Annotated in this window: 33 protein-coding genes; 19 read left to right on the plus strand and 14 right to left on the minus strand. The window is 70.1% G+C overall.

Features of this window, described 5'->3' with window-relative positions; all coding sequences use genetic code 11:
- Nucleotides 1-14: 14 nt before the first annotated feature.
- The 6 genes from priA (at nucleotide 15) to FU260_RS08210 (ending at nucleotide 4,048) form a co-directional block, all read left to right on the plus strand.
- Nucleotides 15-743, plus strand: a complete 729-nt coding sequence (gene priA, locus FU260_RS08185; RefSeq protein WP_147916615.1) for a bifunctional 1-(5-phosphoribosyl)-5-((5-phosphoribosylamino)methylideneamino)imidazole-4-carboxamide isomerase/phosphoribosylanthranilate isomerase PriA — start codon at nucleotides 15-17, stop codon at nucleotides 741-743.
- The gene (locus tag FU260_RS08190; protein WP_147916616.1) at nucleotides 740-1,516 is read left to right on the plus strand and encodes an SseB family protein; all 777 of its coding nucleotides are present in this window, start codon (nucleotides 740-742) and stop codon (nucleotides 1,514-1,516) included. Before priA ends, FU260_RS08190 begins: the two co-directional genes overlap by 4 nt.
- A 319-nt stretch (nucleotides 1,517-1,835) precedes the next feature.
- Nucleotides 1,836-2,315 carry a translation initiation factor IF-3 gene (gene infC, locus FU260_RS08195; protein WP_235912245.1) on the plus strand — a complete coding sequence of 160 codons (480 nt, stop codon included), beginning with the start codon at nucleotides 1,836-1,838 and terminating at the stop codon, nucleotides 2,313-2,315.
- Between the two features lie 63 nt (nucleotides 2,316-2,378).
- Nucleotides 2,379-2,573: a 50S ribosomal protein L35 gene (rpmI, locus tag FU260_RS08200; protein WP_147916618.1), complete on the plus strand. Its 195-nt coding sequence runs from the start codon at nucleotides 2,379-2,381 to the stop codon at nucleotides 2,571-2,573.
- Between the two features lie 29 nt (nucleotides 2,574-2,602).
- The gene (rplT, locus tag FU260_RS08205) at nucleotides 2,603-2,992 is read left to right on the plus strand and encodes a 50S ribosomal protein L20 (RefSeq protein WP_147916619.1); all 390 of its coding nucleotides are present in this window, start codon (nucleotides 2,603-2,605) and stop codon (nucleotides 2,990-2,992) included.
- Nucleotides 2,993-3,256: 264 nt separating this feature from the next.
- Nucleotides 3,257-4,048 carry a TrmH family RNA methyltransferase gene (locus FU260_RS08210; RefSeq protein WP_147916620.1) on the plus strand — a complete coding sequence of 264 codons (792 nt, stop codon included), beginning with the start codon at nucleotides 3,257-3,259 and terminating at the stop codon, nucleotides 4,046-4,048.
- An 18-nt stretch (nucleotides 4,049-4,066) separates the two neighbouring features.
- Here FU260_RS08210 and FU260_RS08215 read toward each other — a convergent pair whose 3' ends face one another.
- Entirely contained in the window at nucleotides 4,067-4,387 is a 321-nt protein-coding gene (locus FU260_RS08215; protein ID WP_147916621.1) for a hypothetical protein, read from the minus strand.
- 54 nt (nucleotides 4,388-4,441) lie between these two features.
- Between FU260_RS08215 and FU260_RS08220 the strand changes: the two genes are divergently transcribed.
- Entirely contained in the window at nucleotides 4,442-5,068 is a 627-nt protein-coding gene (locus tag FU260_RS08220; RefSeq protein ID WP_147916622.1) for a TetR family transcriptional regulator, read from the plus strand.
- 8 nt (nucleotides 5,069-5,076) lie between these two features.
- Here FU260_RS08220 and FU260_RS08225 read toward each other — a convergent pair whose 3' ends face one another.
- From FU260_RS08225 to FU260_RS08240, 4 genes are all read right to left on the minus strand, one after another.
- Nucleotides 5,077-5,460, minus strand: a complete 384-nt coding sequence (locus tag FU260_RS08225; RefSeq protein WP_235912246.1) for a DUF6176 family protein — start codon at nucleotides 5,458-5,460, stop codon at nucleotides 5,077-5,079.
- Nucleotides 5,461-5,561: 101 nt separating this feature from the next.
- On the minus strand, nucleotides 5,562-6,380 hold the full coding sequence (locus tag FU260_RS08230) for a hypothetical protein (RefSeq protein ID WP_147916623.1): 819 nt from the start codon (nucleotides 6,378-6,380) through the stop codon (nucleotides 5,562-5,564).
- A gap of 18 nt (nucleotides 6,381-6,398) precedes the next feature.
- Entirely contained in the window at nucleotides 6,399-6,851 is a 453-nt protein-coding gene (locus tag FU260_RS08235) for an anthrone oxygenase family protein (protein WP_235912247.1), read from the minus strand.
- The gene (locus tag FU260_RS08240; protein WP_168211701.1) at nucleotides 6,848-7,330 is read right to left on the minus strand and encodes a nitroreductase/quinone reductase family protein; all 483 of its coding nucleotides are present in this window, start codon (nucleotides 7,328-7,330) and stop codon (nucleotides 6,848-6,850) included. Before FU260_RS08240 ends, FU260_RS08235 begins: the two co-directional genes overlap by 4 nt.
- Nucleotides 7,331-7,350: 20 nt before the next feature.
- Between FU260_RS08240 and FU260_RS08245 the strand changes: the two genes are divergently transcribed.
- A complete protein-coding gene (locus FU260_RS08245; RefSeq protein ID WP_147916625.1) occupies nucleotides 7,351-7,917 on the plus strand; it encodes a TetR/AcrR family transcriptional regulator in 567 nt (188 codons plus the stop codon).
- Between the two features lie 10 nt (nucleotides 7,918-7,927).
- A complete protein-coding gene (gene thpR, locus FU260_RS08250; RefSeq protein WP_147916626.1) occupies nucleotides 7,928-8,476 on the plus strand; it encodes an RNA 2',3'-cyclic phosphodiesterase in 549 nt (182 codons plus the stop codon).
- Between the two features lie 3 nt (nucleotides 8,477-8,479).
- On the opposite strand, the gene FU260_RS08255 is transcribed toward thpR, so the two are convergent.
- Entirely contained in the window at nucleotides 8,480-9,067 is a 588-nt protein-coding gene (locus FU260_RS08255; RefSeq protein WP_147916627.1) for a hypothetical protein, read from the minus strand.
- 53 nt (nucleotides 9,068-9,120) lie between these two features.
- On the opposite strand from FU260_RS08255, the gene FU260_RS08260 reads away from it, so the two are divergent.
- From FU260_RS08260 to FU260_RS08275, 4 genes are read left to right on the plus strand one after another with little or no spacing between them, the layout of a single operon-like run.
- Nucleotides 9,121-10,182 (plus strand): ATP-dependent DNA ligase, encoded by a 1,062-nt coding sequence (locus FU260_RS08260; protein ID WP_147916628.1) that lies wholly within the window; start codon nucleotides 9,121-9,123, stop codon nucleotides 10,180-10,182.
- Complete coding sequence (locus tag FU260_RS08265; RefSeq protein ID WP_147916629.1) at nucleotides 10,179-10,406, plus strand: hypothetical protein; 228 nt, start codon at nucleotides 10,179-10,181, stop codon at nucleotides 10,404-10,406. The genes FU260_RS08260 and FU260_RS08265 overlap by 4 nt, the downstream gene beginning before the upstream one ends.
- 42 nt (nucleotides 10,407-10,448) lie before the next feature.
- Nucleotides 10,449-10,715 (plus strand): type II toxin-antitoxin system VapB family antitoxin, encoded by a 267-nt coding sequence (locus FU260_RS08270; protein ID WP_147916630.1) that lies wholly within the window; start codon nucleotides 10,449-10,451, stop codon nucleotides 10,713-10,715.
- Complete coding sequence (locus FU260_RS08275) at nucleotides 10,712-11,104, plus strand: type II toxin-antitoxin system VapC family toxin (RefSeq protein ID WP_147916631.1); 393 nt, start codon at nucleotides 10,712-10,714, stop codon at nucleotides 11,102-11,104. Before FU260_RS08270 ends, FU260_RS08275 begins: the two co-directional genes overlap by 4 nt.
- Nucleotides 11,105-11,116: 12 nt before the next feature.
- Here the strand turns inward: FU260_RS08275 and ligD are convergent, their stop codons facing one another.
- The 3 genes from ligD to FU260_RS08290 all read right to left on the minus strand — a co-directional run bounded on the left by ligD (nucleotide 11,117) and on the right by FU260_RS08290 (nucleotide 14,142).
- Nucleotides 11,117-12,163, minus strand: coding sequence for a non-homologous end-joining DNA ligase (ligD, locus tag FU260_RS08280; protein WP_147916632.1), 1,047 nt, complete (start codon nucleotides 12,161-12,163; stop codon nucleotides 11,117-11,119).
- 107 nt (nucleotides 12,164-12,270) lie between these two features.
- Nucleotides 12,271-13,362, minus strand: a complete 1,092-nt coding sequence (locus FU260_RS08285; protein ID WP_147916633.1) for an aminotransferase-like domain-containing protein — start codon at nucleotides 13,360-13,362, stop codon at nucleotides 12,271-12,273.
- 96 nt (nucleotides 13,363-13,458) lie between these two features.
- Entirely contained in the window at nucleotides 13,459-14,142 is a 684-nt protein-coding gene (locus tag FU260_RS08290; RefSeq protein WP_147916634.1) for a DedA family protein, read from the minus strand.
- Nucleotides 14,143-14,419: 277 nt separating this feature from the next.
- Here FU260_RS08290 and pheS point away from each other — a divergent pair, with 277 nt between their 5' ends.
- Entirely contained in the window at nucleotides 14,420-15,496 is a 1,077-nt protein-coding gene (gene pheS / locus FU260_RS08295) for a phenylalanine--tRNA ligase subunit alpha (RefSeq protein ID WP_147916635.1), read from the plus strand.
- Entirely contained in the window at nucleotides 15,496-18,069 is a 2,574-nt protein-coding gene (gene pheT / locus FU260_RS08300) for a phenylalanine--tRNA ligase subunit beta (protein WP_147916636.1), read from the plus strand. Before pheS ends, pheT begins: the two co-directional genes overlap by 1 nt.
- A gap of 109 nt (nucleotides 18,070-18,178) precedes the next feature.
- Here pheT and FU260_RS08305 read toward each other — a convergent pair whose 3' ends face one another.
- The 4 genes from FU260_RS08305 to FU260_RS08315 all read right to left on the minus strand — a co-directional run bounded on the left by FU260_RS08305 (nucleotide 18,179) and on the right by FU260_RS08315 (nucleotide 21,681).
- On the minus strand, nucleotides 18,179-19,777 hold the full coding sequence (locus tag FU260_RS08305) for a PH domain-containing protein (RefSeq protein WP_147916637.1): 1,599 nt from the start codon (nucleotides 19,775-19,777) through the stop codon (nucleotides 18,179-18,181).
- Nucleotides 19,774-20,322 (minus strand): PH domain-containing protein, encoded by a 549-nt coding sequence (locus FU260_RS08310; RefSeq protein WP_147916638.1) that lies wholly within the window; start codon nucleotides 20,320-20,322, stop codon nucleotides 19,774-19,776. The genes FU260_RS08305 and FU260_RS08310 overlap by 4 nt, the downstream gene beginning before the upstream one ends.
- Before the next feature lie 229 nt (nucleotides 20,323-20,551).
- On the minus strand, nucleotides 20,552-20,695 hold the full coding sequence (locus FU260_RS23540) for a hypothetical protein (RefSeq protein ID WP_168211702.1): 144 nt from the start codon (nucleotides 20,693-20,695) through the stop codon (nucleotides 20,552-20,554).
- Nucleotides 20,695-21,681 carry a quinone oxidoreductase family protein gene (locus FU260_RS08315; protein ID WP_147916639.1) on the minus strand — a complete coding sequence of 329 codons (987 nt, stop codon included), beginning with the start codon at nucleotides 21,679-21,681 and terminating at the stop codon, nucleotides 20,695-20,697. Before FU260_RS08315 ends, FU260_RS23540 begins: the two co-directional genes overlap by 1 nt.
- A gap of 105 nt (nucleotides 21,682-21,786) precedes the next feature.
- On the opposite strand from FU260_RS08315, the gene FU260_RS08320 reads away from it, so the two are divergent.
- The 4 genes from FU260_RS08320 to FU260_RS08335 all read left to right on the plus strand — a co-directional run bounded on the left by FU260_RS08320 (nucleotide 21,787) and on the right by FU260_RS08335 (nucleotide 24,150).
- Nucleotides 21,787-22,176, plus strand: a complete 390-nt coding sequence (locus FU260_RS08320; protein WP_147916640.1) for a YccF domain-containing protein — start codon at nucleotides 21,787-21,789, stop codon at nucleotides 22,174-22,176.
- Nucleotides 22,177-22,253: 77 nt separating this feature from the next.
- A complete protein-coding gene (locus FU260_RS08325; protein WP_147916641.1) occupies nucleotides 22,254-22,910 on the plus strand; it encodes a YceI family protein in 657 nt (218 codons plus the stop codon).
- Entirely contained in the window at nucleotides 22,907-23,428 is a 522-nt protein-coding gene (locus tag FU260_RS08330; RefSeq protein WP_147916642.1) for a sigma-70 family RNA polymerase sigma factor, read from the plus strand. The genes FU260_RS08325 and FU260_RS08330 overlap by 4 nt, the downstream gene beginning before the upstream one ends.
- Entirely contained in the window at nucleotides 23,425-24,150 is a 726-nt protein-coding gene (locus FU260_RS08335; protein WP_147916643.1) for an anti-sigma factor family protein, read from the plus strand. The genes FU260_RS08330 and FU260_RS08335 overlap by 4 nt, the downstream gene beginning before the upstream one ends.
- 24 nt (nucleotides 24,151-24,174) lie before the next feature.
- Here the strand turns inward: FU260_RS08335 and FU260_RS08340 are convergent, their stop codons facing one another.
- Entirely contained in the window at nucleotides 24,175-25,215 is a 1,041-nt protein-coding gene (locus FU260_RS08340; protein ID WP_210418223.1) for a LacI family DNA-binding transcriptional regulator, read from the minus strand.
- Between the last annotated feature and the right edge of the window lie 302 nt (nucleotides 25,216-25,517).

Raw genomic sequence — 25,517 nt, forward strand, 5'->3', positions numbered from 1 at the left:
CTGAGAGGACAGACGTGACCAATCTGCAACTGCTTCCTGCCGTGGACGTGGCCGACGGCCAGGCCGTCCAGCTCGTCCAAGGCGTCGCCGGATCGGAACGGCACTACGGCGACCCGAAGGACGCGGCGCTGCGGTGGCAGAGCGATGGTGCCGAATGGGTGCACCTGGTGGACCTGGACGCCGCCTTCGGGCGCGGATCGAATGCCGAGCTGCTCGCGGAGGTGGTGGGCGTGCTGGATGTGCAGGTGGAGCTCTCCGGCGGGATCCGGGACGACGCCTCGCTGGAGCGGGCACTGGCCACCGGCTGCCGTCGGGTGAATCTCGGTACCGCCGCTCTGGAGAACCCGGAGTGGACCTCCCGGGCCATCGCTGAGCACGGTGACCGGATCGCCGTCGGACTGGACGTGCGCGGGACGAAGCTGGCCGCCCGCGGCTGGACGCGGGAGGGCGGCGACCTCTGGGAGGCACTGGAGCGGCTGGACGCCGACGGCTGCGCCCGGTACGTGGTCACCGACGTGCAGAAGGACGGGATGATGCGCGGCCCGAACACCGACCTGCTGCAGCAGGTGTGCGCACGCACCACGGCGCCGGTGATCGCCTCCGGTGGCATCTCTACTCTGGACGACCTGGAGGCACTGCGGGCGATCGTGGCCGAGGGCGTCGAAGGCGCGATCATCGGCAGCGCGCTGTATGCCGGCGCGTTCACGCTGCCCGAGGCGCTGGCGGTCGCCGGCCGGCGATGAGTCCGGCCCCCGAGCAGCTCCCGGACGGGCGGCCGCTGCCGCGCGGTGAAGGCAGGTCACTACCGCCGACCCCGATGTTCGCTGGTGACGACGGGTCCACGGATCCTCTTCTGGCGCGGGCGCTTGCGGCTGGTGACGGCATCGAACGGCTGCAGGCCGTGGTGGCTGCCCTGGCCACCGCCCGGGTGCTGGTGCCCGTGGTCTCCTACGTGGAGGAGCGCGCGGAGCCCGCCGAGCATGAGATCCATGGCACCACGGTGGAGCTGGCGGGGGAGAAGAGCGCTTCGGCGGCGATGGTGACGCTGGCCACCCCGGACGGGCGCGCCGCGATCCCGGTGTTCTCCGGGATGGACGCCCTGCGGGCCTGGCGCGCCGATGCCCGCCCGATCCCGGCCGAGGGAGTGCGCGCGGCGCTGGCCGCCGTTTCCGACGCCGACGGTCTGCTGGTACTCGATCCCGGCGGGCCGGTGACCGTGCCGGTACCGCGCCCGGCGGTGTGGGCGTTGGCGCAGCAGCGGTCCTGGGTACCAGCGGCCCAGGACCCAGCCGTGGCCGAGGCGATCGGACGCACCCTTGCCGCCGTGCCCGGTGTGTCCGGCAGCACCGTGCAGCCGGGTGCGGACGCGGAGCTGCGGATCGTGCTGCACCTGCCACCGGGGCTGACCCGGGAACAGGTGCAGCAGATCGTGCAGCACGCGGGGGAGGCGCTCGCGGCCGAGGAGATGGTTGCGGAGCGGGTGGACTCGCTACAGTTCCAGGTCCGTTCGGCGTGAGCGAGGTCGCATCCTGGCGCTGGGGGCGGCGGTCGGGTCCATGCTAGAGTTGATGCAGACCAGTCGTCCCTGCTGTCAGGGACGATGTGCAAGTGGAGACTCTCCCACCCATGCTCGACCGGAGGCGGACCATGCCACCGACAGAGCCCGGGTCATAGGTCGGGGAACTGACGTTCCTCGAGGTGCCGCCTGCGGCACCGTACCGTGAGCCTCCGCACGCACCGCATGCGGAGGCTTTCTCTATGCGGCCGGTACCCCAGTCAGGTTTGAAGGTGAGGAGCACCACATCAGCGAGACCCGTATCAACGAGCGGATTCGCGTGCCAGAGGTCCGTCTTGTCGGCCCGAACGGTGAGCAGGTAGGCATCGTCCGAGTCGAGGACGCACTGCGTCTGGCCCAGGAGGCAGATCTCGACCTGGTCGAGGTGGCCCCCGAGGCGAAGCCGCCCGTGGCCAAGCTCATGGACTACGGAAAGTTCAAGTACGAGTCCGATATGAAGGCTCGTGACGCGCGGCGCAAGCAGGCGCACACGACCCTCAAGGAGATCCGGTTCCGGCTCAAGATCGACCCGCACGACTACGGCACCAAGAAGGGGCACGTCGAGCGGTTCCTCAAGGGCGGGGACAAGGTGAAGGTGATGATCATGTTCCGCGGCCGGGAGCAGTCCCGACCGGAGATGGGCATGCGCCTGCTGGAGCGCCTCGCCGATGACGTGGCCGAGCTGGGGCACGTGGAGAGCGTGCCGCGCCAGGACGGTCGGAACATGACCATGGTGCTCGGACCGAACAAGAAGAAGTAAGCCACTCGCAAGCAACACCGCCGCCGGCCGATTGTGGCCGGGCAACGACGAGGACAGAGACGAATGCCGAAGAACAAGACGAATTCCGGTGCCAAGAAGCGCTTCCGGGTCACCGGGACCGGGAAGGTCATGCGCCAGCGCGCACGCCACGTCCACAAGTTCCAGGAGCGTAGCGCCCGCCAGGCCGCTCGCCTCGCGAACGACGTGACGGTAGCCCCCGCCGACCAGAAGAAGATCAAGAAGCTGCTCGGCAAGTAACGCCGGCCCCCGAACGCAAGGAGTAAGACGTGGCACGCGTCAAGCGGGCGGTCAACGCCCATAAGAAGCGCCGGACGACCCTCGAGCGCGCCAGCGGTTACCGCGGCCAGCGCTCCCGGCTGTACCGCAAGGCCAAGGAGCAGGTGACGCACTCGTTCACCTATTCCTACCGCGACCGCCGGGCCCGCAAGGGTGATTTCCGCCGGCTGTGGATCCAGCGGATCAACGCTGCGGCCCGCGCCCAGGGGATGACCTACAACCGATTCGTCCAGGGCCTGCGCGCCGCGGACATCGAGGTCGACCGCCGGATGCTCGCCGAGCTCGCCGTGAACGACCAGGCCGCGTTCAACGCCCTGATCGAGTTGGCGAAGAAGGCTCTGCCGGAGGACGTGAACGCCCCGAAGGACCCGGCTGCCTGATCAGCAGTTGCTGATCGCCAAGCCCGCGACGGCGCCCCACCTGTTTCGTAGGTGGGGCGCCGTTGCGCTTCCGCCAACAGCACCCTGGTGACGACTGAGGCCGTTTTGTGCGTTGGAGGTCGGCGAGGACAACCTCCAACACCGGAAACGACCTCGGTGCGGGCGTGGCTGGTGCGGGCGTGGCTGGTGCGGGCGAGGCGCGTGCGGGTGATCGTGCATGCTGGCGAAGAGGGGAGAATGGCCGGCGTGAGTGGTGAAATGACGATGGCGAACCCGCGCGCAGACCGGGTGCGGGCGGTGGCAGCGCTCGCGCGCGCCTCGGTGCGGACCCGGCGCGGTCAGTTCCGGGTGGAGGGCCCACAAGCGGTGCGCGAGGCGGTGCGCTTCGCGCCGGAGCTGGTGCGCGACGTGTACCTGAGCGTCGCCGCCGCACAGCGCTACCCGGAGATCACCGACGACGCCAGCACGGCGGGCGTGCATACCCACCTGTGCTCTCCGGACGTGCTCACCGCGATGAGCCCGGACGCTCAGGGCGTGCTCGCGGTTGCCCGACCCGATGAAGCCGCGGCCGCCGACCTGTTCTCCAGCGGCCGGCCGCCACAGCTGCTCGCCGCGCTGGCCCAGGTCCGCGACCCGGGCAATGCCGGCACCGTGATCCGCGCGGCCGACGCCGCCGGCGCCGACGGAGTCCTCCTCTCGGCCGGCAGCGTCGACCGCCACAACCCGAAGGTGGTGCGCTCCACCGCTGGTTCGCTGTTCCACCTGCCGGTGATCCCCGGCGTGGACCTGGCCGAGGCCACCGCGGCAGCGCGGAGCGCCGGGATGCAGGTGCTCGCCGCCGATGGTGCCGGCCAGACCGGCCTCGACGATGCTGATCTCGCCCGGCCGACGCTGTGGGTGTTCGGGAACGAGGCGCACGGCCTGGGTGCGGCCGAACGGGAGCTGGCGGACGCCGTCGTGCGTATCCCGATCCACGGCCACGCCGAGTCTCTCAACCTGGCGATGGCGGCCACCGTGTGCCTGTACTCCTCAGCGCGGGCGCTGCAGGCCTCGTGACCTCTGCGGTGCGGTGACCTACCCGGTGCGCTGCTGCCGGTGACGAGAGGCGGCCGGGGAGAGCTCGTAGGCCATCCCGAACGCCGCCATCGCGAACGTGCCGACCGCCACACTGCGGGCCCGGTCCTCGGCTTCGGCCTGGTCCGCCGATCGCCAGCTGCCCGGCGCCAGTGCTGCCGCGCCGGCGATCAGGTTGATCCCGGCCCAGGCCAGGTTCGCCGCCGGTGACGAGTCCGCCCCACCGAAGGGAGTCATGCACCGTTTGCCGGCCAGGCCGAGGATCGTGTGCGGCAGGGCATTGACGAGCAGCACTCCGGCCAGAACGTCCAGTGTGCGCATAAGATCTCCACCTCCTGAGTGGACGCTGTACATTTAAGGTCGGAAGGAGCATATATGGACGATGTTCATTTGACAACGGGGGTGCGACGCGGCGCTCCGCCCCGGGGGCAGCGACTGACGCGCGCAGCCGTGATCGAGCGTGCCACCGCCCTGATCGCCACGGACGGTCTGGCCCACTTCAGCCTCCGCCGGCTCGCTCAGTCCCTGGGCGTGCGGCCGAATGCGCTGTACAACCATGTGCGCAGCCGAGACGACCTGCTCGATGGGGTGACCGAACAGTTCGTCGGCGGACTTCGCCTGCCGACCGGCGTGCCGGACTGGCCGGACTGGATCCGCACGGCAGCAATCGACCTGAGACGCCAGCTGGGGCAACGCACCGGACTGACCGCACTCGCCCTGGACCGTGCCGGGGGGACGACGGCAGGGCCACAGCTGCTCGGGGAGTTCATCGAGAGGCTGGTTGCGGCCGGCGTGGACCGGGCGGTGGCTCATCTGGCCTGGCACGTCATGCTCACCGTGGTGGTCGGTTCGCTGGAGCCGGAACGGTCAGCTGCCCCGGCCGGTGAGGCGACGTTCGAGGCCGTGCTGGACCTGGCGCTCACCGGGATCGTCCGGGCTGCAGCTGAGCCACCGTCGGCGCAGGCGAGGGCCCTGCTGGCGGCGCACGCACCGCTTCGTTGACCGAGGGCTCAGGTTCCGGTCCGTCCGAATGTGGCCAGCGCATCCAGGATGTGCGGCGGGGCGAGCAGGAACATCGGGGTGAGTTCCTCCCAGCCGCGCTCCTTCACTTCTCGGGCCCACGCTTCGTGCGCAGCGTCCACCGGGTTCGACGTGTCCAGCCCGGAGCCGCCGTCGCCGACCAGGGTGAGGTGATACATCCACACCGAGCCATCTGCCTCGGTATGCGAGAAGGTCGCCTCGAACGCGGCGCGTTCGGCCGGTAGCGCCTCCTGGCACTCCGCGTAGCGCTCGTGCAGCATCTGCATCCACTCGCCGAGCTGCTCCTCCCGGCCGGGCAGGACGCGGGCGCGGGAGAGCTCTAGCCGCATCCCCTCGGGCACGGAGGTAGGCATCGGGCCACCCGCGCCGAAGCCCGGACGGAACGGAGTGTGTGGCTCGGGATGCGGTGCGGCGTGTGGCTCGGGATCCATAGGTGTCAGCGTGCCAGGACCGCTCAGCCCACGGCCAGAGTTTTCGCATCGGCGATCACCCGGTCCATCACCTCAGCGGTGGCCTGGCGCCAGTGCTCCCGCTGTGGCTGCGCCGGCACCGTGCCGGCAGCCAAGAGTGCGCGGGCGGTCGCCAGGATTCCGCTGTGGTCACCGAAGAGCTGCTGACCATAGGCGCCGGCCTCGTCCTTGGACAGCACGTGCCCGGTGGCGATCGTGGCGTGCAGCCGCAGCGGGCCGAGCACGTTCCACTCCACCGCCTGCGGGCGCAGCGGCGAGCGCCCGGCGCGGATCCGGTCCAGCTGGGCCTGCCAGTACCGGGTGAGGTTGTCAGCGTTCCAGGCGGCCAGCGTGGTCGGTTCGGGGTCGAGCTCCCAGGCACGCGCCGCCGGCCCGCGCAGAGTGATCCCGCGCTCTGCCAGTACCCGCCACATCACCGGGTTCACGTCGAACGCGGCACGGGAGAAGAACTCGTGCCCGTTGTGCGAGGCGACCGGCTCGATCGCGCTCACCGGCCGGGACATCTGGTCCGCGGCGACGAACGCCACGTTGCAGGTGGCGTGCAGCCCCCGGGCGCGCACGGCACCGGTCAGCACCCGGGGAGCCTGGCTCAGGTGCAGGGCGCGTAGCCGGCGCAGCAGTGGCGCTCCGGCGAGCGGGCCCGGGCCGAGGACGGCGATCAGGTCGATATCGCTGCGACCGGCGCGGTAGGCGCCCAGGGCGGTGGACCCGACCAGGTAGCAGCCGTCCAACTGCCCGGGGACGAGCCGGTCTGCGGTGCGGAGGTAGGCAGCGGTGGCGGTCCGGACCTCACGCGGCAGCATCGGTTCACCTTATCCGCGTCATCGGCCGGCGGCGGCCACGCAGACGAGGATGAACGCCAGCAGGAACGCCCAGGACCGGACCCCCTGGAAGACCTCCCACCTGGTCCGCATCGCCAGCCACGCCGCGGCGGACATCTCCCCGGTCTGGACACGGGCGGTCCGGGCGTTGATGCCGACGTTCACGGCGATCGTGGTGGCCAGGCCGAGGGACCAGAGCCCGACCGCGCCCCAGGACAGTGCGCCTACCCCGGACACGCTCGCCCAGCCGATGAGCACTGCCAGGGACAGTGGCATCGCCACCGGCATGAACCGGCCGAACGTGCGCACCAGACCTTTCTCCACCGCGACGTGGTGCTCCGTAGGCAGACGGCGGATCACCGGGTGCACGAACGCATAGGAGCCGAACTCGGCGCATGCGGTGAATCCGGGTAGCACCAGCGCCGCGACCATGAGCAGGTCTGCGGCGCTCATGCCAGCACCTGCACGGTGAACACGTGGCGGTCCTCGACCACGGCGCGGGTCAGCTCGGTGGTGGCGACTGTGCCGTCCGGCTGTGCCCGCAGCCCGGCTGCCTGTCGGTACCCGGGCACCTCTGCCACGAGGTAGCCGAGCTGAGTAGCCGCCTCGCCGGCCGCGCTGATCCGGTGCGCGATGCCCTGACGCAGCCGCCCCCGCAACAGCAGTCCGACCGCCGGCTGCGTGGCCAGATTGCGCCACCAGGGCGAGTCGGTGCTGAACACGATGCCGTCGGAGGTCTGCCGATAGGCCACCGGAGTGCGGTACCGGCGGCCGGTGCTGCGCCCGGTGAACGTCAGCAGCAGATACCTCCCGCTCATCACCTGGTGCAGCAGGGGAGTGCGCAGCACCAGAGTAGGTACTGCGTTCATCAGCGTGCTCGGCCGCATCATGCGCTCCCATCGAGTAAAGTAGGCGGTGTCAACATCAGTCACTCTAGGATGGGAAGTAGGCAGTGTCAACATCGGCGTATCACCATGGCGACCTCCGGAATACCCTGCTCGATGCCGCCGAGCGGATCATCGACGCCGACGTCACCCGCACGTTCAGCCTCCGCGAGCTGGCTCGGGAAGCCGGCGTCAGCCATGCCGCGCCGTACAAGCACTTCGCCTCCCAGGCCGAGCTGGTTGCCGAGCTGGCGCGGCGCTGGATGGCCGACTTCGTCACTGTCCAGGAAGCAGCAGTCGCAGGTGCGGATGCTCGGGCAGACCTGCTCGCCGCCGGCCAGGCCTACGTCGGCTGGGCGGCCGACCATCCCTCCCGGTTCACGATCATCTTCGATCCGGCACTGAACACTGGCACCGGCGCCGGAGACCTGGCCGCCGACGCCACCCGGCATGAAGCCCTGCTGCGAGGACTCGTCGCAGCCGCCATCGAGGTTGCGGCGCTCACCGGCCCGCCCGAGGTAGCCGCGCGCCGGCTGTGGGCGCTGGTGCATGGGCTGGCCACGCTGGTGATCCTCGGGCATGTCGCCCGCGCGGATGTCCTCGAGGTGCTGCAGAGTGCCCTGATGCCTGCTTAGGCTGGGCGTGATGAGGCTGTTCGCCGCGATCCGGCCGCCGGAGGCGGCGCTAGACCACCTGGAGAGTGCACTCGCCCCGCTGCATGCCGGGGCCGGGGACCGGCTGCGCTGGCTCCCGCGGGAGCAGCTGCACCTCACCGTCGCCTTCTATGGGGACGTGCCCGACGGCGCAGCACCCGATCTGCAGACCGCGCTGGCTTCCGCAGTGGCTGGCTCGGGCGAGTTGCGGTTGGCGCTGCGCGGGGCCGGGACGTTCTCCTCTCGGAACCTGTGGGTCGGTCTGGCCGGCCAGGTGCAGGATCTGCGGGAGCTGATGGCGGTGTGCGCCCAGGCCCCGCTGACAGCCGGCGGCGAAGCGCGCCCACCCCGCCCGCATCTGACCGTTGCGCGGGCTGGCCGCCGGGCCCGCGAGCTGGACGTGCGCCCGCTGGCGCGGGCGCTCGCGGTGTACTCCGGACCGGAGTGGACTGCCGACCAGGTCCGGCTCGTCTCCTCCCGTCTGGGTGAAGGACCAGGGGGCAGTGTGGCGCACGAGGTGATCGGCGCCGTCGACCTCTAGTGGTCAGCCGAACAAGGCCTCCGCCGCACGGCCGTAGGCAAGTGTCGCCTGCAGGATCGAGAGGGCCCCGGCAACCAGCTCGGGCTCGTCCACGTGGCGTTCGTGCAGCGGCGCCTGCTCGGGCAGTCCCGCGATCACCGTGCGCAGGGCGCGGTTCTCCTGCTTGCGCATGCGGTAGTCGTGCTCGATCGTGACGAGCACCGCCCGGAGCTCCGCGCGGCCGTCCTCGTCGGCGTCCGCGAGGACCGTGGTCGCGAGGTCCAGCCAGCTCGAGTCGCGTTCATCGAGTTCCTCGACTAGATCTGAGATCTCGTTGAACAGCTCCATGTGGGCGATCCACGCCAGCGGGTGCGACTGCTCGCGTTCATCGAATGGCAGCCGGGCGGCAGTGCGCAGGTACCGGCGGGCCCGGTCGGCGTCACCGGTCTCGAGTGCAGCCAGCGCCTTGTTCACCAGGTTCTGGGCTCCCTCGTGCCCGGCGGTGCTGAAAGGTTCCAGCGCGCGGCCCGAGAGGAGTTGCACAGCTCCGAGACCGCGATCGCTCTCTGCGGCGATGATCCGTTCGGCCAGTCGGTCCGCGTCGGTCTCCATCTCTGACAGCGTACGGCCCGGATGCGCTCTGCCGCACCCCTAGGATTTGCGATATGGACCTGCCCCTGGACCTGCCCATCCAGCCCATGCTCGCCAAGGCGGCGAAGACGATCCCGGCGGCCGACGCCGTCGACGGTGGTTACGCCTACGAACCGAAGTGGGACGGCTTCCGCGGCATCATCCTGCGCGACGGGGACGAGATCGAGATCGCCTCCCGCGGCGCCAAACCGCTCACCCGGTACTTCCCGGAGCTGGTCGCTGCGATCGCTGAGCACCTACCCACCCGGTGTGCGATCGACGGCGAGATCGTGGTGCGCAGCGGAGAACCCGGTGCGCAGCGGTTGGACTGGGAGGCGCTCTCCCAGCGGATCCACCCCGCCGAGTCCCGGATCACCCGGCTCGCCGCCGAGACTCCGGCCGAGTTCGTCGCCTTCGACCTGCTCGCCCTGGGGGAGAGGGACTACCTGGAGGAGCCGTTGCACGCCCGCCGGGCTGGGCTGGAGGAGGTGTTCGCGAGCGTCGATCCGAGCGCCCCGATCCACCTCACTCGGATCACCGATGATCCGCAGCAGGCCGAGCAGTGGTTCGAGACCTTCGAGGGTGCCGGGCTGGACGGGGTGGTGGCCAAGCCCCGGGACGGGCTCTACCAGCCGGGTAAACGGGCGATGATCAAGGTCAAGCATGCCCGCACGGCGGAGGCGGTGCTGGTCGGCTACCGGGTGCACAAGTCAGGGCAGGGGGTGGGCTCGCTGCTGCTCGGGATGTACACCGATGACGGTGACCTGGTGAATGTCGGCGGGATCGCCGCATTCACCAACGCTCGGCGGCTGGAGCTGGTGGAGGAGCTGGAGCCGCTGGTTCGCCGGGATGCCGACGGCACCATCGAGGCCGCGGCCACCGACCGGTCCCGGTTCTCCGCCAGCAAGGATGTCAGCTTCGTGCCGCTGCGCCCGGAACGGGTGGTGGAGGTGGCCTTCGACCAGCTGGAGGGGATGCGGTTCCGGCACGCGGTGACGTTCCTGCGCTGGCGCCCGGACCGTGAACCGCGCTCGTGCACCCTGGACCAGGTGGATCGCGCTGTGGCCTACGACCTCGCCGAGGTGCTCACCCGGTGACCGGCTGGGCCGATCTGCTCGCCGAAGCGCGGCAGATCCGGATCATCACGGCCCGCCGGTCCGGTCTGGGCAGCCATGAGGTCCCGGTGTGGTTCGCTCTGGCGGGCCAGGATCTGGCCGTGCTTGCCCGTTCTGCCGAGGGGGACTGGGTGCGCAATGCGCGCGCCGAGTGGAACCCGCAGGCGACGGTGGTGCGGATCGTGAGGATCCCGAAGAGCTTGTAGCGGACTGGTAGACGCTTGGTGGTACCAGGGTAGACTTGATCGATGGGCCTCAACATTAAGAACGAGCGCACTCACGCACTGGTCAGAGAGTTGGCGGATCTCACCGGCGCCAGCCAGACCAGCGCAGTGGAGGATGCCGTGCGTCGACGGATTGAGCAGGTGCGGTCCGTCGACGGTGTGCACGACGGCACTGTCGCCGAGGTCCTGCGTATTGCTACGGACTTTCAACACCTCCTCACTGACGAGCAGCGTCTGGCATTGGCTGATGCCGACAGTGACCTCTACGACGACGCGGGGCTGCCGCGGTGATCGTCGATACGTCGGCGCTCATCGCCGTGCTCCTCGGTGAGGATGACGCGCCGGTGTTCGCTCGGTTGTTGGCGGCGCGTCCGGTGCGGATCTCGGCTGCGACGCTGGTGGAGGCGCGCATCGTGATCGAGAGCCGTGTCGGTCCGGCGGCACGACGACGACTGGAGGATCTGCTTCATACCATCCAGGCAGAGGTGGTGCCGGTGGACGAGGAGCAGGCGTTCGTGGCGAGTGAGGCATACCGCGACTACGGCCGAGGCAGCGGCCACGCCGCGGGCCTGAATTTCGGTGACTGCTTCAGTTACGCCTTGGCGACGACCAGGCGCGAGGAACTTCTGTACAAGGGTGAGGACCTCGGTCACACCGATATCAGGCGAGCGGCCCGGTAACCGGGCGAGGCGTCAGCCCTCGATCCGCTCGCCGGCGTCGTCCCAGTGCTCGGCGACCTTCTTGGACGGCTGCACCCGCGGCGGCTCGCCCGGCATCTTCGGGTACTCCGGCGGGAACGGCATCTCGCCCAGGCCCCTTTCGAGGTCTGCCTCCCACATCGCCAGCGCCGGTTCCAGATTCCCGACGGCATCGTCGATCCCGGCCCAGGCGTCGCCGTCGGATTCGAGCAGACCGGGCACTGTGCGCACGGTGAAGTCGCCGGTGGCGATCTCGCCCAGGTCCGCCCAGCGCACCGGCATCGAGACCGGCGCCCCGTCCAGCGGCCGGGGGCTGTAGGCGGAGGCGATGGTGCGGTCCCGGTTCGCCTGGTTGAAGTCCACGAAGATCTTCACTCCGCGCTCCTCCTTCCACCAGGCCGTGGTGACCAGATCCGGCAGCCGCCGCTCGAGCTCGCGGGCGATCGCGATCACCCCGTGGCGCACATCCAGGAACTCGTAGTCCGTGGCGATCCGGGCGTAGACGTGCAACCCGCGGCTGCCGCTGGTCTTCACCCAGGGGGTCAGCTTCAGCTCGCGAAGCAGCTCGGCCAGCGCCCCGGCGGCCTCGATGATGTCGGCGAAGGACCGTCCGGGCTGGGGATCGAGGTCGATGCGCAGCTCATCCGGGTTGTCCGTGTTCGCCGTGCGCACCGGCCACGGGTGGAACGTGACGGTGTTCATCTGCACCGCCCACACGGCAGTGGCCGGTTCGTCGATCACCAGTTGCGGGTGCTGGCGCCCGCTGGGGTAGGTGCACATCACCGTGCGGGACCACTCGGGAGTGCCGCGCGGCGGGTTCTTGGAGAAGAACTCCTCTCCGCTGACGCCTTGCGGGAACCGCTGCAGCGTGACCGGTCGATCGCCGAGTGCGCGCAGCTGCGCCGACCCGACAGCGGCGGTGTAGCCCGCCAGGTCCCATTTGGTGATGCCGGGCCAGATCTCCCGGTCCGGGGAGGAGATGCGTACCTGCCGGTCACCGTCCGGACCGGGAACGTCCAGCATCTTCGCAGAGGAGGCCATGACCGCCAGCCTATGCGGCGCCGGGTCCCCGCGGGAAGAGCGGGCCGTGCCGTCCGCAGCAGAGTCGGCGAACCTCCCGGGACACTGCTTGAGTGCGGGGAGCGAGGCTAGAGCGAGCGGTAGGCCTCCGCGAGCCGGCGCACGCCCTCGTCGATCTGGTCCACGGTGACGCCGGAGTAGGCGAGCCGGATGGCGTTCTTCGCGTCGTCGAGCAGGAAGTCGCTGCCCTTGACGATCTGCACGCCCCGCTCGGCCGCAGCGGCGAACAGCGCATCGCCATCCACGCCCTCGGGGAAGGTGACCCAGAGGAAGTAGCCCCCCTCGGGCGCCACGAACTGCGCGTCCGGGATGTGCTCACGCAGCGCGGCGCAGAGCCGCTGGGACCGCTCTTCCAGCGCCGTCTTCACCGTGGCGATCGAGGCGTCGAACGACCCACCGCGGACGAACTCGTTCACGATCGACTGGGCCACCATGTTCGGCGAGATGTAGGTGCCGGTGGCGAGCTTGGCGATCTTCGCGATGATCTCCGCCGGGCCCACCAGGTAGCCGACCCTGATGCCCGGGCACACCGTCTTGGAGAACGAGGAGGCGTAGACCACCTCACCCTCGGTGGACAGCTCGAGCATCGTCGGCTGCCGCTCACCGGAGAACCGCAGCTCCACGTACGGGTCGTCTTCGAAGATGGTGAAGTCATACTCCCGGGCCAGCGCCACCAGTGCGCGCCGCTTCTCACCGGAGAGGGAGTAGCCGGCCGGGTTCTGGAAGTTCGGGATCAGGTGGGCGAGGGAGATCTTGGTGCCGGCGGCGAGCTGCTCGGCCAGCGACTGGACGTCCACACCGTCCTCGGCGAGCTCGAATGCCTGCAGGTCGGCATTCCGCCCCTTGAGCGAACCCAGCGTGCGGTCATAGCTCGGCCGCTCCACCACCACGGTGTCCCCGGACTGGACCAGGGTGTCGAACAGGAAGGCGTCCGCCTGCATCGAACCGTTGGTGACCAGCACCTGGTCCTCGGCCACCCCGTGCCGCTCGGCGATCCAGGCACGCAGCGGCTTGTAGCCCACGGACGTGCCGTAGGCGAAGCTGCCGGCGGGGTCGTTGGTGAAGGCGCGGTCGGCGGCGGCCTTGAGTCCCTCGACATCGATGATGTCCAGCGAGGGTGCTCCGCGGGCGAACGAGATGGGTGCTGGTTCTTCTGCCATGTGCTCCACAGTAGCGGCCGACGGCGGTCGGTCGGCCGGCCCGGACGGCTCACCCTGGCCCGGTCTCACCAGGCGAGAGGCCCCTGTGCCCGTGGCTCAGTCCTCGGCCGGGGACTCCTCGTCCCGAGCCTTGAGCCGCTTACGCACCCGGACCAGGATGAACCAGGCGATCGCGACGGCGATCAGGACGAGGACGATCGTGGAGAGCACACCGCTCCACTGCTCCAGCACCGGGTCGATCGCCGGACCGAAGGCAAACCCCAGCCCGATCCAGATCGCGTTCCAGAGCAGCGAACCGAGCGTGGTGTACAGGGTGAAGACGCCCAGTCCCATCCGCTCCACCCCGGCCGGGATGGAGATGAACGAGCGCACCAGCGGCACGCACCGGCCGAAGAACACCGCGGCGCCACCCCAGCGGGTAAAGAAGGCCTCCGCCTTGTCGAAGTCCGCGGTTTCCAGCAGCGGCACCTTCTCGAAGATCCACCGGGTGCGGGTGCGGCCCAGCGCCGCCCCGAGGCCGTACCAGACCCAGGCGCCCACCAGACTGCCGAGCGTGGCCGCGATGATCGCCCACCACACGTTCATCCGCCCGTCCCAGGCGAGGAACCCCGCACCGGGCAGGACCGCTTCGGAAGGGATCGGCGGGAAGAAGGTCTCGATCAGCATCGCCAGGCCGACCCCCACCTCGCCGATGGTGGTCATCAAGGACAGCACCCAGCCGATGAATCCTTCGTACTCGGCGGCGGGTGCGACGGCTTCGCGCGCGATGGCAGGCAGCATGGGTGTCCTGTCGGTCTTCTCGTGGATAGGCAGCTCTCAGATTCTCACGTGCACTCCTGCCCGGGGCTCCACCCACGCGGTGATTCTGGGTAGATCTGGAGGAGGATCGCTGACGGCGCGCTGTGCCACACTGGGTGGATGCACGCGATGCGATTTACCTGGCCCGCCTGAGGGCCGATGTGCGTGTGCGGCGAGCCTGTGCTTGCCGACGATTCGTCAGCGCCCCGGGCGGGCACTCTAGACTCCCACTGGTTCACCGTTCGCCCGGAAGGTTCGCATGTCCAGCCACGATCACCCCGACCACCCTGACGTTCCCGCTCCCACCGATGCTGACGCCGTCGGCACTGTTCTGGACGCCGCACTGCAGGCGGTGGCCGCAGCGAGCACTCTCGACGAGCTCAAGGCAGCTCGGATCGCCCACACCGGCGACCGAAGCCCGCTCGCCCTGGCCAACCGGGCCATCGGCGGGCTCGATCCCAGCGAGAAGGCCACCGCCGGCAAGCTGGTGGGGACCTCTCGTGGCCGGCTGAACCAGGCGTTCGCCGCCCGGCAGCGCGAGCTCGAGGCCGAGCGGGATGCCCAGGTGCTGGAGACCGAGGCGGTGGACGTGACCATCCCGGCCGACCGCCGTCGCCCCGGTGCCCGGCACCCGATGGACACGTTGATGGACGAGGTCTCGGACTTCTTCACCGGAATGGGCTGGGAGATCGCCGAGGGTCCGGAGCTCGAGCACGAGTGGTTCAACTTCGACGCGTTGAACTTCGGCCCGGACCACCCGGCGCGGCAGATGCAGGACACCTTCTTCGTCGAACCGGGAGGCGACGCCGGCTCCGCGGAGCATCTGGTGCTGCGCACGCACACCTCGCCGGTGCAGGCGCGCACGCTGCTCGAGCGCGATCTGCCCGTCTACATCGCCTGCCCGGGAAAAGTGTTCCGCACCGACGAGCTGGATGCCACGCACACCCCGGTGTTCCACCAGGTCGAGGGGCTGGCCGTGGACAAGCATCTGACCATGGCGCACCTGCGCGGGGTGCTGGACCACTTCGCCCGGGCGATGTTCGGGCCCGAGGCGAAGACCCGGCTGCGGCCCTCGTTCTTCCCGTTCACCGAGCCGAGCGCCGAGATGGACCTGTGGTTCCCCGCCAAGAAGGGCGGACCGGGGTGGATCGAGTGGGGTGGCTGCGGCATGGTCAACCCGAACGTGCTGCGCGCCTGTGGGATCGACCCGGAGGTGTACTCCGGTTTCGCGTTCGGGATGGGCATCGAGCGCGCGCTGATGCTCCGGCACGGGATCGAGGACATGCACGACATCATCGAGGGCGATATCCGCTTCTCCATGGAAGGGGTGCGCTGATGCCTCTGGTACCGCTGACTTGGCTGCGTGAACACGTCGACGTTCCCGTCCAGACCACGGTCGAGGCGCTGGCCGCCGATCTGGTGCGGGTGGGGCTGGAGGAGGAGACCATCCACTCCGCCGGCGTCACCGGACCGGTCGTGGTGGGCCGGGTGCTCGAAGTCGTGCCCGAGCCGCAGAAGAACGGCAAGACGATCAACTGGTGCCAGGTGGATGTGGGCGCCGAGCACGGGGCCGAGAGCGGCGCTCCGCGCGGGATCGTCTGCGGTGCGGACAACTTCTCCGTGGGCGACTCCGTGGTGGTCGCACTGCCTGGTGCAGTGCTGCCCGGCGACTTCGAGATCGCCTCCCGGAAGACATACGGGCATATCTCCGACGGGATGATCAGCTCCGCCCGCGAGCTCGGCCTCGGCGACGACCACGAGGGCATCATCGTGCTCACCGACCCACCCGCGCCGGGTACCGATGCGATCGAGCTGCTCGGTCTGGGCGAGTCGGTGCTGGAGATCAACGTCACGCCGGACCGCGGGTACTGCTTCTCGATGCGGGGGATCGCTCGGGAGTACGCCCACTCCACCGGTGCGGCGTTCACCGATCCGGCGCTGACGATCACAGTGCCGGAGTCGGCGGTGGACGCCTTCGCGGTCACCGTGCACGATGAGCGGCCGATCCATGGCGTGGGGGGATGCGACCGGTTCGTCGCCCGGATCGTGCGCGGGATCGACCCGCAGGCGCAGACCCCGAGCTGGATGGCCACGCGGCTGCGTCAGGCCGGGATGCGACCGATCTCGCTCGTGGTGGACATCACCAACTACGTGATGCTCGACCTCGGCCAGCCGATCCACGCCTACGACCTGGACAGCCTGGCCACGCCCATCGTGGTGCGCCGGGCCCGGGCGGGCGAGCAGTTCACCACGCTGGACGACGCGCACCGCACCCTGGACGCCGAAGACCTGCTGATCACCGACTCCGCCGGTGGCGCCGGCGAGCGGGTGCTCGGACTGGCCGGAGTGATGGGCGGTGCGGAGACCGAGGTGAGCGCCTCGACCACCGCCGTGCTGGTGGAAGCCGCACACTTCGACCCGATCACCGTGGCCCGCACCGCTCGCCGGCACAAGCTGCCCAGCGAAGCGGCCAAGCGGTTCGAGCGGGGCGTGGACCCGCAGCTGGCGCCGGTAGCGGCGCAGCGCGTGGTGGACCTGTTGGTGACGCTCGCCGGTGGCGTAGCCGACGACGGCGCCACCGACCTGGACCGGACCACCGCGCCGGCAGCGATCGAGCTGGACACAGAGCTGCCGGGCCGTCTGGTGGGGGTGGACTACTCCGCGGACGAGGTGGCCGAGACGCTGCGCTCCCTCGGTGCCGGGGTGGCGCAGGTCAGCGTTCCCGAGGCAGAGACCGGCCGCCGCGCACTGCGCCGGCCGCATCTGCTGATCACCCCGCCGAGCTGGCGGCCCGACCTTCGCGGGCCTGCCGATCTGGTGGAGGAGGTGGTGCGGCTGCGCGGATATGACCAGGTTCCCTCGGTGCTGCCCACCGCCCCGCCCGGCGGCCGGGGACTGTCCGAGGTCCAGCGGCGCCGGCGCGCTGTGGCGCAGCTGCTCGCCGATGGTGGCCTCGTCCAGGTGCTCACCTACCCGTTCATCGCTGCCGAGCGGCACGACCAGCTCGATCTGGCTGCCGATGACCCGCGCCGCCGGGCGGTGCGGTTGGCGAACCCGCTCTCGGACGCTCAGCCGTACCTGCGCACGTCGTTGCTGCACACGCTGGTGGACGCGGCCGTGCGCAACGTCGGACGCGGGCTGACCGATCTGGCGATCTACGAGATCGGGCTGGTCACCCGGCCCGACGGCGAAGTCCGCCCCTCTCCGCTGCCCGGACCCGGCCAGCGCCCGGGGGAGGAGGACCTGGCCGCCATCCGGGCAACGGTCCCGGACCAGCCGCTCCGAGTAGCGGGGGTACTCACCGGCAACGCAGTCCTGCCCGGCGTGCACGCCCAGGCCCGTCGCGCCGACCATGCCGATGCGATCGAGGCCGTGCACCGGATGGTGGCCTCGCTCGGCGTCACGCCGCAGGTCCAGGCGGATACGGGTCACGCCCCGTGGCACCCGGGCCGCTGCGCCCGGTTCACTGCGGCGGACGGCACTCTGCTCGGCCACGCCGGCGAGCTGGCACCGAAAGTCACGCAGGCGCTCGGCCTTCCGGCGCGGACGGTCGCGTTCGAGGTGGATCTGGACGCCCTGTTCACCGCAGCGCCCAGCGGGCCCACACCGATGCCGAAGATCTCCACCTTCCCGGCGGCCAAGGAGGACATCGCCCTGGTGGTGCCTGCCGACGTGCCGGCCGCGGAGCTGCAGGCCACGGTGCAGGAAGCGGGCGGTGAGCTGGCCGAGGAGGTGCGGCTCTTCGACGCCTACCAGGGCGAGGCGCTCGGCGAGGGCCGGAAGTCGTTGGCGTTCTCGTTGCGGTTGCGCGCCCCGGACCGCACGCTCACGGCGGCCGACTCCACTGCGGTGCGCGAGGCCGTGGTGGCACTGGCCGCCGAGCGCTTCGGCGCTGAACTGCGCAGCTGAGCGGTCCGGAGCCGGCCCGTGGGGCCGGTGCCCGGCGAGGGTGGCACCCGATGTCGAGAACCGGGGAGTGATCGACATCGAGGCCACCTTCGCCTCGCGCCGGTGGTGTTCAGGCGCGGACCGGTTCCTCGGTGATTCGAGCTGCCAGTGCGGTGGCGTCGGCCAGGGCCAGGTCCACGCCGGTGTACGCCTGATCTCCGGCGGCGGTGGTCACGGTGAGGGAGGCCAGCTTCAGGACCCGCTGGATGGGGTTCTGACTGATCTGGGCGCCGTTGATCCCCCGCACCTGGATCACATCGGTGCGGCGGAGGAAGAAGCCGCGGCGCAGATAGAGGTAGTCCTCCTCCAGCCGGTGACCGAGCGCCCGGTAGTAGCCGAGGCCGGCCACCACCCCTATCGGCACCAGGACGGCCGGTGCAGCAGCGATCCACCCGCTCCACCAGCCGAGGCCGGCGCCTAGACCGAGGAGGCCAGCGAGTACCCCGATGGCCAGGAGGTACCGCACGACCGCACGACGGCGGGCTACCGGTGGGTGGACCAGCAGCGCACCGGTGGCCGGCGTGACGTCGTCGTCCAGGACGGTGCGGCCGAGCAGCAGGTTCGCGACTCGGACGGCCACATCCCGGGTGGTGGTGGGGAGCATCGTCGAGCTCTCGGTCATCATCTGTTGCAGGCTCACGCCCGTCATGACGGGGGTGAGCCGCGCCCCGCCGAGCCGACGGGTGACGAACGGCTGACTGACGCTGACGCCACGGAGCCGGTCGTGATCGGCGGTGAACGAGCGGGTGGTGAGCAGCCCCCGGGTGGCCAGGAACCGCCCGCCGGGCTCACGGATCAACCGATAGCCCCACCACGCCTCGGTGAAAGCGATCGCACCGGCCGCGAGCCCGAGAATGACGATGAGTACTGCCGATGCCACGGCCCACGCCGTCCACGGCACGCTATCGACGAAGCCGCCCAACCGGTCGCCGACCCAGTCCTCCCCGCCCACCAGGGAGACCAGGCCGTAGACCGTCCCGACGAACGAGAGCGGACCGACGATGAACGTGAGGCCGACCATCTGGTAGACGATCCACCGCCATCGCAGGGTCTGGACCACGTCGCCGGAGTTCTCCGCCAGCCGCGGGTCGACACTGGAGGTGACATCCGGGCCGGTGTGCCGGAGCAGCGCGGCGCGCAGCCGCAGGGCCACCGTCCGCGGTAAGCCGTCGAGCGCAACCGTTCCCTCGCTGGAGAATGAGTGACCGCCGGTGCCCACCCGCAGCACAGCCAGCCGGAAGAGCCGGTTGCTCAGCGGTGCGGTGATGTCCACGGTACGGATGCGGTGCAGCGGCACCCGGTTCTTCCTGCGGACCAGGAGGCCGGTGGTGTGCTGCAGTTCCTCGTCGGTGAGCCGGTAGCGCACCTTGACGTAGTTCAGCGCCTGGTTCAACGGGGTCAGCACAGCGAGCACAGCCAGTGCGATCACCGTGTACCGGGCGATGTCGTTCTCGGTATTGAAGAACCACCACCCCGCGGCAGCCGGTACCAGGCGGACGAGCATACGCAGCAGCGAGGCGGGGATGATCCGCGGGTCGAGGCGTTGCCAGGGAATAGCGGTGCTGGATGGGGCCGGTACATCCTCCTCATCGATCGGCGCGATCGGCGCGGGGTGCTCTTCCTCGATCGGTTCGGTGCGCTCTCCATCCTGAGTCGGCGGCAGCCTCACGTCGCGTCTCCGCGGGTCTCGGCGACGGCGTCGGTGAGCTGAGCCACCAGATCGTCAGCTACCTGCGCATCCAGACCCTGGATCACCACAGCACCCTGTGCAGAGCCTGTGGTCACCGAGACTGCCGCCAACGCGAGGATGCGGTGCAGCAGGTTGCGCTTCGCCTCCACGGTCTGCACCCGGGACAGGGGTGCGATCCGCCATTGCCGGCCCAGCCATCCGGTGCGGGAGTACACCGCCGTGGCGGTCACCTCCCACCGGTGGGTGCGATAGCGCAGCCAGGGTGCAAGGAGGAGGCCGGGAAGGAGCAGCACGGTCAGCGCGGCCGCCGCCCACAGCAGCCACGACCGGCCCCCTTCCCAGAGCAGGGCCGGAAGCAGCGTCGCGACGAGTGCGAACACCAGGACTAGCACGCGGGTGAGCAGCCAGTAGGTCCGGGCTTTCGGTGCGACCTGGTGGCGTGGTGGGCGCGGGGCGCCGTCGCCGGTGTGCGGCTCGGGTGGTGCAGTACTTGTGGGCGACGGCGGCGGGCCGGGCTCGGGCACGGAAGGTCTCCTTGGCTAGGACTTCTTCAGCGTACGGAGCGCCGGAGGCGGCGGGTATCCCTCCTGCGGTCGAGATTGCTGCACGGCCCTCCGCCGCACGGGGGAGTTACGCTCCGGCGGCGTGCGTCGGCGGCGCGCCTCTGCCGTGCGTCGGCCGTGCGTCGGCCGTGCCTCGGCCGCGCCTTCGGGTGCGCCCGAGGGGCGTCGATCGGGGACACCGTGCTTTTGCTCAGCTGCTGCGCAGCCGGGCCGCCACCCGTTCGGCCAACGGCCCGGTCTCCTCAGACTCCCCGGCCGAGCCGAACGCCGCCTGGGCGAGCCCCGCGATCAGCTCCTCGTCCGGGCGTGGGTACTCGGTGCGCCACTGCGCCATCAGGGGATCAGCAGCACCTTGCCGGTGGTTTCCCGGCCCTCCAGAGCCCGGTGCGCCTCGGCGGCCTCGGCCAGCGGGTAGCGGGCACCGATCCGGACATCCAGGGCGCCGGTACGGGCGGCGGCGAACACACTGCCGGCCCGGTAGCGCAGCTCCTCCGGGTCGGCGATGTAGTGCATCAGCGTGGGCCGGGTGACGAACAACGATCCGGCGCGGTTGAGTCGCTGCAGGTCGAACGGCGGCACCTGACCGCTAGCGCCGCCGAAGAGCACCAGCATGCCCCGGGTGCGCACGCTCGCCAGGGAAGCGTCGAACGTGTCCTTTCCTACGCCGTCGTACGCGACGTCCACCCCGACCCCGCCGGTGAGCTCACGCACGCGCGCGGGCAGCTCGGCGGTCAGGTCGTCCAGCTCGGTGTAGCGGATCACCTCGGCGGCACCGGCCCCGCGGGAGAGCTCCTCCTTCTCCTCGGTGGACACGGTGCTGATCACCCGCGCTCCCGCGGCTACCGCGAGCTGGGTGAGCAGCAGGCCGACCCCGCCGGCTCCGGCGGTGAGCAGCACGGTCTGTCCTGGTTCCAGGGCGACCACGCCGTCGGTGAGCATCTGCGCGGTCATCCCTTGCAGCGCCAACGCTGCGGCAGCGGCCGAATCCAGGTCGTCGGGTACCGGTAGCGCCGCCGCTGCGTCGACGAGCACCTCCTGGGCGTAGCTGCCGGTGAGACTGGTGGCCCAGGCCACCCGGTCACCGACGGCCACTGCGGGCACCCCCTCGCCCACGGCGCTGACCACACCGGCACCCTCACTGCCGGGCACCAGCGGAAAGTCCATCGGGTACACGCCGCTGCGGTGGTAGGTGTCGATGAAGTTGACCCCGATCGCCTCGGTGCGGACCACCACCTGGCCCGGGCCCGGCTCCGGCGCGGGGCGCTCGAGAAGCTGCAGAACCTCTGGGTCGCCCGCCTGCCGGGCCTCGATCGCATCCATGGCCCCCAACCTACGCTGCCGGCTTCACCCCGTGTCCAGCCAGCCAGTCCAGCCGGGTGGGGGCGCTCGGCGAGGAGGACGGCGAGTGGTTCGTAGACTGGTCCGGTGCGCACCTTGCTGAACATCATCTGGCTGGTCTTCGCCGGCTTCTGGCTCGCGGTGGCCTACGCGCTCGCGGGCCTGATCTGCTGCGTGCTGATCATCACCATCCCCTGGGGTATCGCCTCCTTCCGGATCGCTGCCTACATTCTCTGGCCATTCGGCCGGGAGATCAGCCGCCGCCGAGACGCTGGGCTCGGCTCCGCGGTGGGGAACGTGATCTGGTTCGTGTTCGCCGGCTGGTGGCTCGCAATCGGGCACGTGATCACCGCTGTGCCCCTGTTCATCACGATCATCGGCATCCCGATGGGCTGGGCGAATCTCAAGCTGATTCCGGTCACGCTCACCCCGCTCGGCCGGGAGATCATCGAGACCCACCGGCCCTTCGCCTCCTGAGAACTTTCCTCTCCCGGTGAACCAGAGCGCCCGCTATCTCGTCTACCAGGTACAGGACACCGACGAGGGAGGACGTCATGGGGAAGCGGGCCAAAGTAGCGATGGGGTTGGGTATCTCCCTGGTGGTGATCGTCGTCGGGGTACTGGTCGGCACCCGCGTCTACGGAAACTGGGTGAACAGCAGGGCCGAGGCCGTCCCCACGCTGTCCAGCACCGCGGAGCCCGGTGAGCTGGACGGCGACTGGAGCGTGGCCGAGGACAGCTTTGCCGGATACCGGGTGAACGAGGTGCTGAACGGGCAGGATGTCACGGTCACCGGACGCACACCGGACGTGTCCGGCCAGATCGGCATCGCCGATGCCACGCTCACCTCGGCCACGGTCGAGGTGGAGCTGGCCACCGTGGCCACCGACGAGTCGGCACGAGACGACTACTTCCGTTCGCAGGCACTGCAGACGGATGAGTTCCCGACCGCCACCTTCGAGCTCATCGAACCGGTCGAGGTAGCCGCCGACGGCGGTGACCTGCCACTGGTCGGCGCTCTCACCATCCACGGGGTCACCCAGGAGGTGACCGTGACCGCGCAGGCCGCGAGAGCAGGGGAGGACCTGCAGGTGGTCGGTTCGGCGCCGATCACCTTCGCCGACTTCGACGTACAAGCCCCCGACTTGGGCTTCGTCGTGGTCGAGGACACCGGGTCGATCGAGTTCAGCCTGGAGCTGACGGCCGGATGAGCACCAGACGGCCACCTGCGGCGGACCCGGACGCGTTGCTGACTGCTGTGCACTCGACCTATGGGGCCGAGCTGCACCGGTACGTGGCGGCGATGGCGGGGGAGTCGCGGGCGGCCGACGTGGTGCAGGAGACGCTGCTGCGCGCCTGGCGCCATCCCGACGTCCTGATGCGCGGCGATGGTGCGGTCCGGGCCTGGTTGTACACGGTCGCCCGGAACCTCGTGGTGGACGAGTCGCGCAGTGCCCGGCGCCGCCGCGAAGTCAGCACCGACCAGGTGCCGGAGGCGGGGGTGGCGGACGGCACCCAGGAGGTGCTGGACGCCTGGCTGGTGGCGGATGCGCTGGTGCAGCTGTCTGCGGAGCACCGGAGAGTCGTGGTCGGCGCGTACTACCGGGGGAGATCGGTGGCAGAGCTCGCGCGGGAGCTGGACCTCCCGCCGGGAACGGTCAAGTCCCGGCTGCACTACGGGCTGCGGGCGATGCGGCTGGCGTTGCAGGAGAGAGGAGTGTCGTCATGACCGGTGCCGAGGACAAGTACACCGACTGGGACGCTGCTTACGTGCTGGGTGCGCTGAGCGCACAGGAGCGGCGCGAGTTCGAGCGGCACCTGGCTGGCTGCGGGCGGTGTCGGAAGGCGGTCACCGAGCTGGCGGGTATGCCCGCCGTTCTCTCCGAGCTGAGCTCGGAGCAGGCCGTGGCACTGGCCGCCCAGGATGGCGACGGCGCAGCGCCCGGTGGTGCGGACGTCGTCCCGATCGCCGCCCTCGCCTCGGCAGCCGGCCGCCGGCGGCGCCGGCGGCGTATCTGGCAGGGTGCTGCCGCCCTCGCGCTGGTGGCGGCCGGGGGGATGGCCGGCTCCGCGCTGAGCGGCCTCGGCGGGGAGTCCGAACCGGCCGAGGTCACGGCCATCACGTTGGATCCGGTCGGCGGCAGCAGGGTCACCGCGGATCTGACGCTCACGCCGTCCACGTGGGGTACCCGGATGGAGTGGTCCTGTTCCTATCCCAGCAGTGGCGGCTCTGGCGGCCAGGCGCCCCCGCAGACCAGCGTGTACGAACTGGTGCTGGTCGGTGCGGACGGGAGCCGGACCGTGGTGGCCACCTGGACCGGTGACGGCGACGATCACGCCAGTGGACTGCTGGCCTCGTCGGCGGTCCCGATGGAGGACATCACCCGGATCGAGCTCGGCGTCGAAGATGCAGACCTCGTGCTCGCCGCGGCGGAGGTGACCGACGCCTGAGGAGCCCCGCTGCAGCCCGGACCGCTACTGGTCCGCGTCGGCGGGCCCACCGGTGGACTCTCGCGCCACGATGTGAAAGTCCGCCTTGTACAGCCGTGGTGATCGACGCGTACCGGGACCTCGCTCGATACGTTCGACGAGCATCTGGACGGCGGTGTCCGCGATGGTCTTGCGCCCCGCCTCGACGCTGGACAGGGACGGCAGCGTGAACCGGCAGTTGTCGATGTTGTCGAAGCCGATCACCGCGACGTCGTCCGGGACCCGGTAGCCCGCCTCGCCGAGCGCACGCAGGGCACCGACGGCCAAGGTGTCGTTCAGAGCGAAGATGGCGTCGAAGCTCACCCCGGATCCGATCAGTGCCCGGGTGGCCTCCGCACCGTTCTGCGGGTGCCAGGGGGCGACGGCGCGCTCCAACTGCACATCGTGCCCCAGTCCGGCCAGGGCGAGTGCTTCCCGGTAGCCACGGACCCGCAGGTCCGACGGGCGGATCTGATCTTCGCGATGGTCGGGGTGTACACCGATCACGGCGATGCGCCGTCGGCCGCGGTCGATCAGGTGTCGGACCGCTGCCCGAGCCGCACTGACGTTGTGCATCGTGACATGGTCGGTGGGGCCGCCGAAGATCCGCTCGCCGAGCAGCACCAACGGGTAGTCGACGTAGTCCAGCAGCTCCAGATCCTCGGTTCCCAGTCGTTCTGGGCTGAACAGCAGTCCGTCGGTCTGCCGGAGACCGTTCGTCAGGACATCGGTCTCGTGCTGGCGACTGCCGCTGTGCTGGTCGACGATCACCCCCAGGCCCCGGCTCTCGGCGGCGGCGATCACGTCGTCGGCCAGCTCGGCGAAGTAGTTCTGCCGGAGCTCAGGCACGGCGAGCCCGATCACCCCGGTGCGGCCGGATCGAAGTCCGCGAGCGGAGAAGTTTGGCCGGTAGCCGAGCTCGTCGATCGCCTTCTGCACCCGGGCGCGAGTCTCCGGATGGACGTGCGGGTGGTTGTTGACCACGTTGGACACCGTCTTGCTCGAGACCCGCGCCAGGGAGGCCACATCGCGCATGGTGACGCTCACGTCATCTTCTCCACTCTCCGGTCAGCCGAGCCGCCCATACCTGGTGCGCGCCGTCGTTCTGCTGCGCCGGGGGAGCCGAAGACCGTGAGGTGGACACCGCTTCGGAGCCTCTCTCCACCTTCGGCCGATCGGCGGGCGCTCCGACCGACGCTTGACAAGTTTGACGCACCGCGCAACTATTAACTCCCATCGTTACTACGTAGTAAATCTGCAGGTCACGATCATACAACGCAGTAGCGAGGCGATCCGCCGCATGGCTGAGTGGGTGGCCGATCATGCTCGGACGCGCGAGCGGCCGAGCG

Source organism: Ruania zhangjianzhongii (assembly GCF_008000995.1).
Taxonomy (GTDB): Bacteria; Actinomycetota; Actinomycetes; order Actinomycetales; family Beutenbergiaceae; genus Ruania; species Ruania zhangjianzhongii.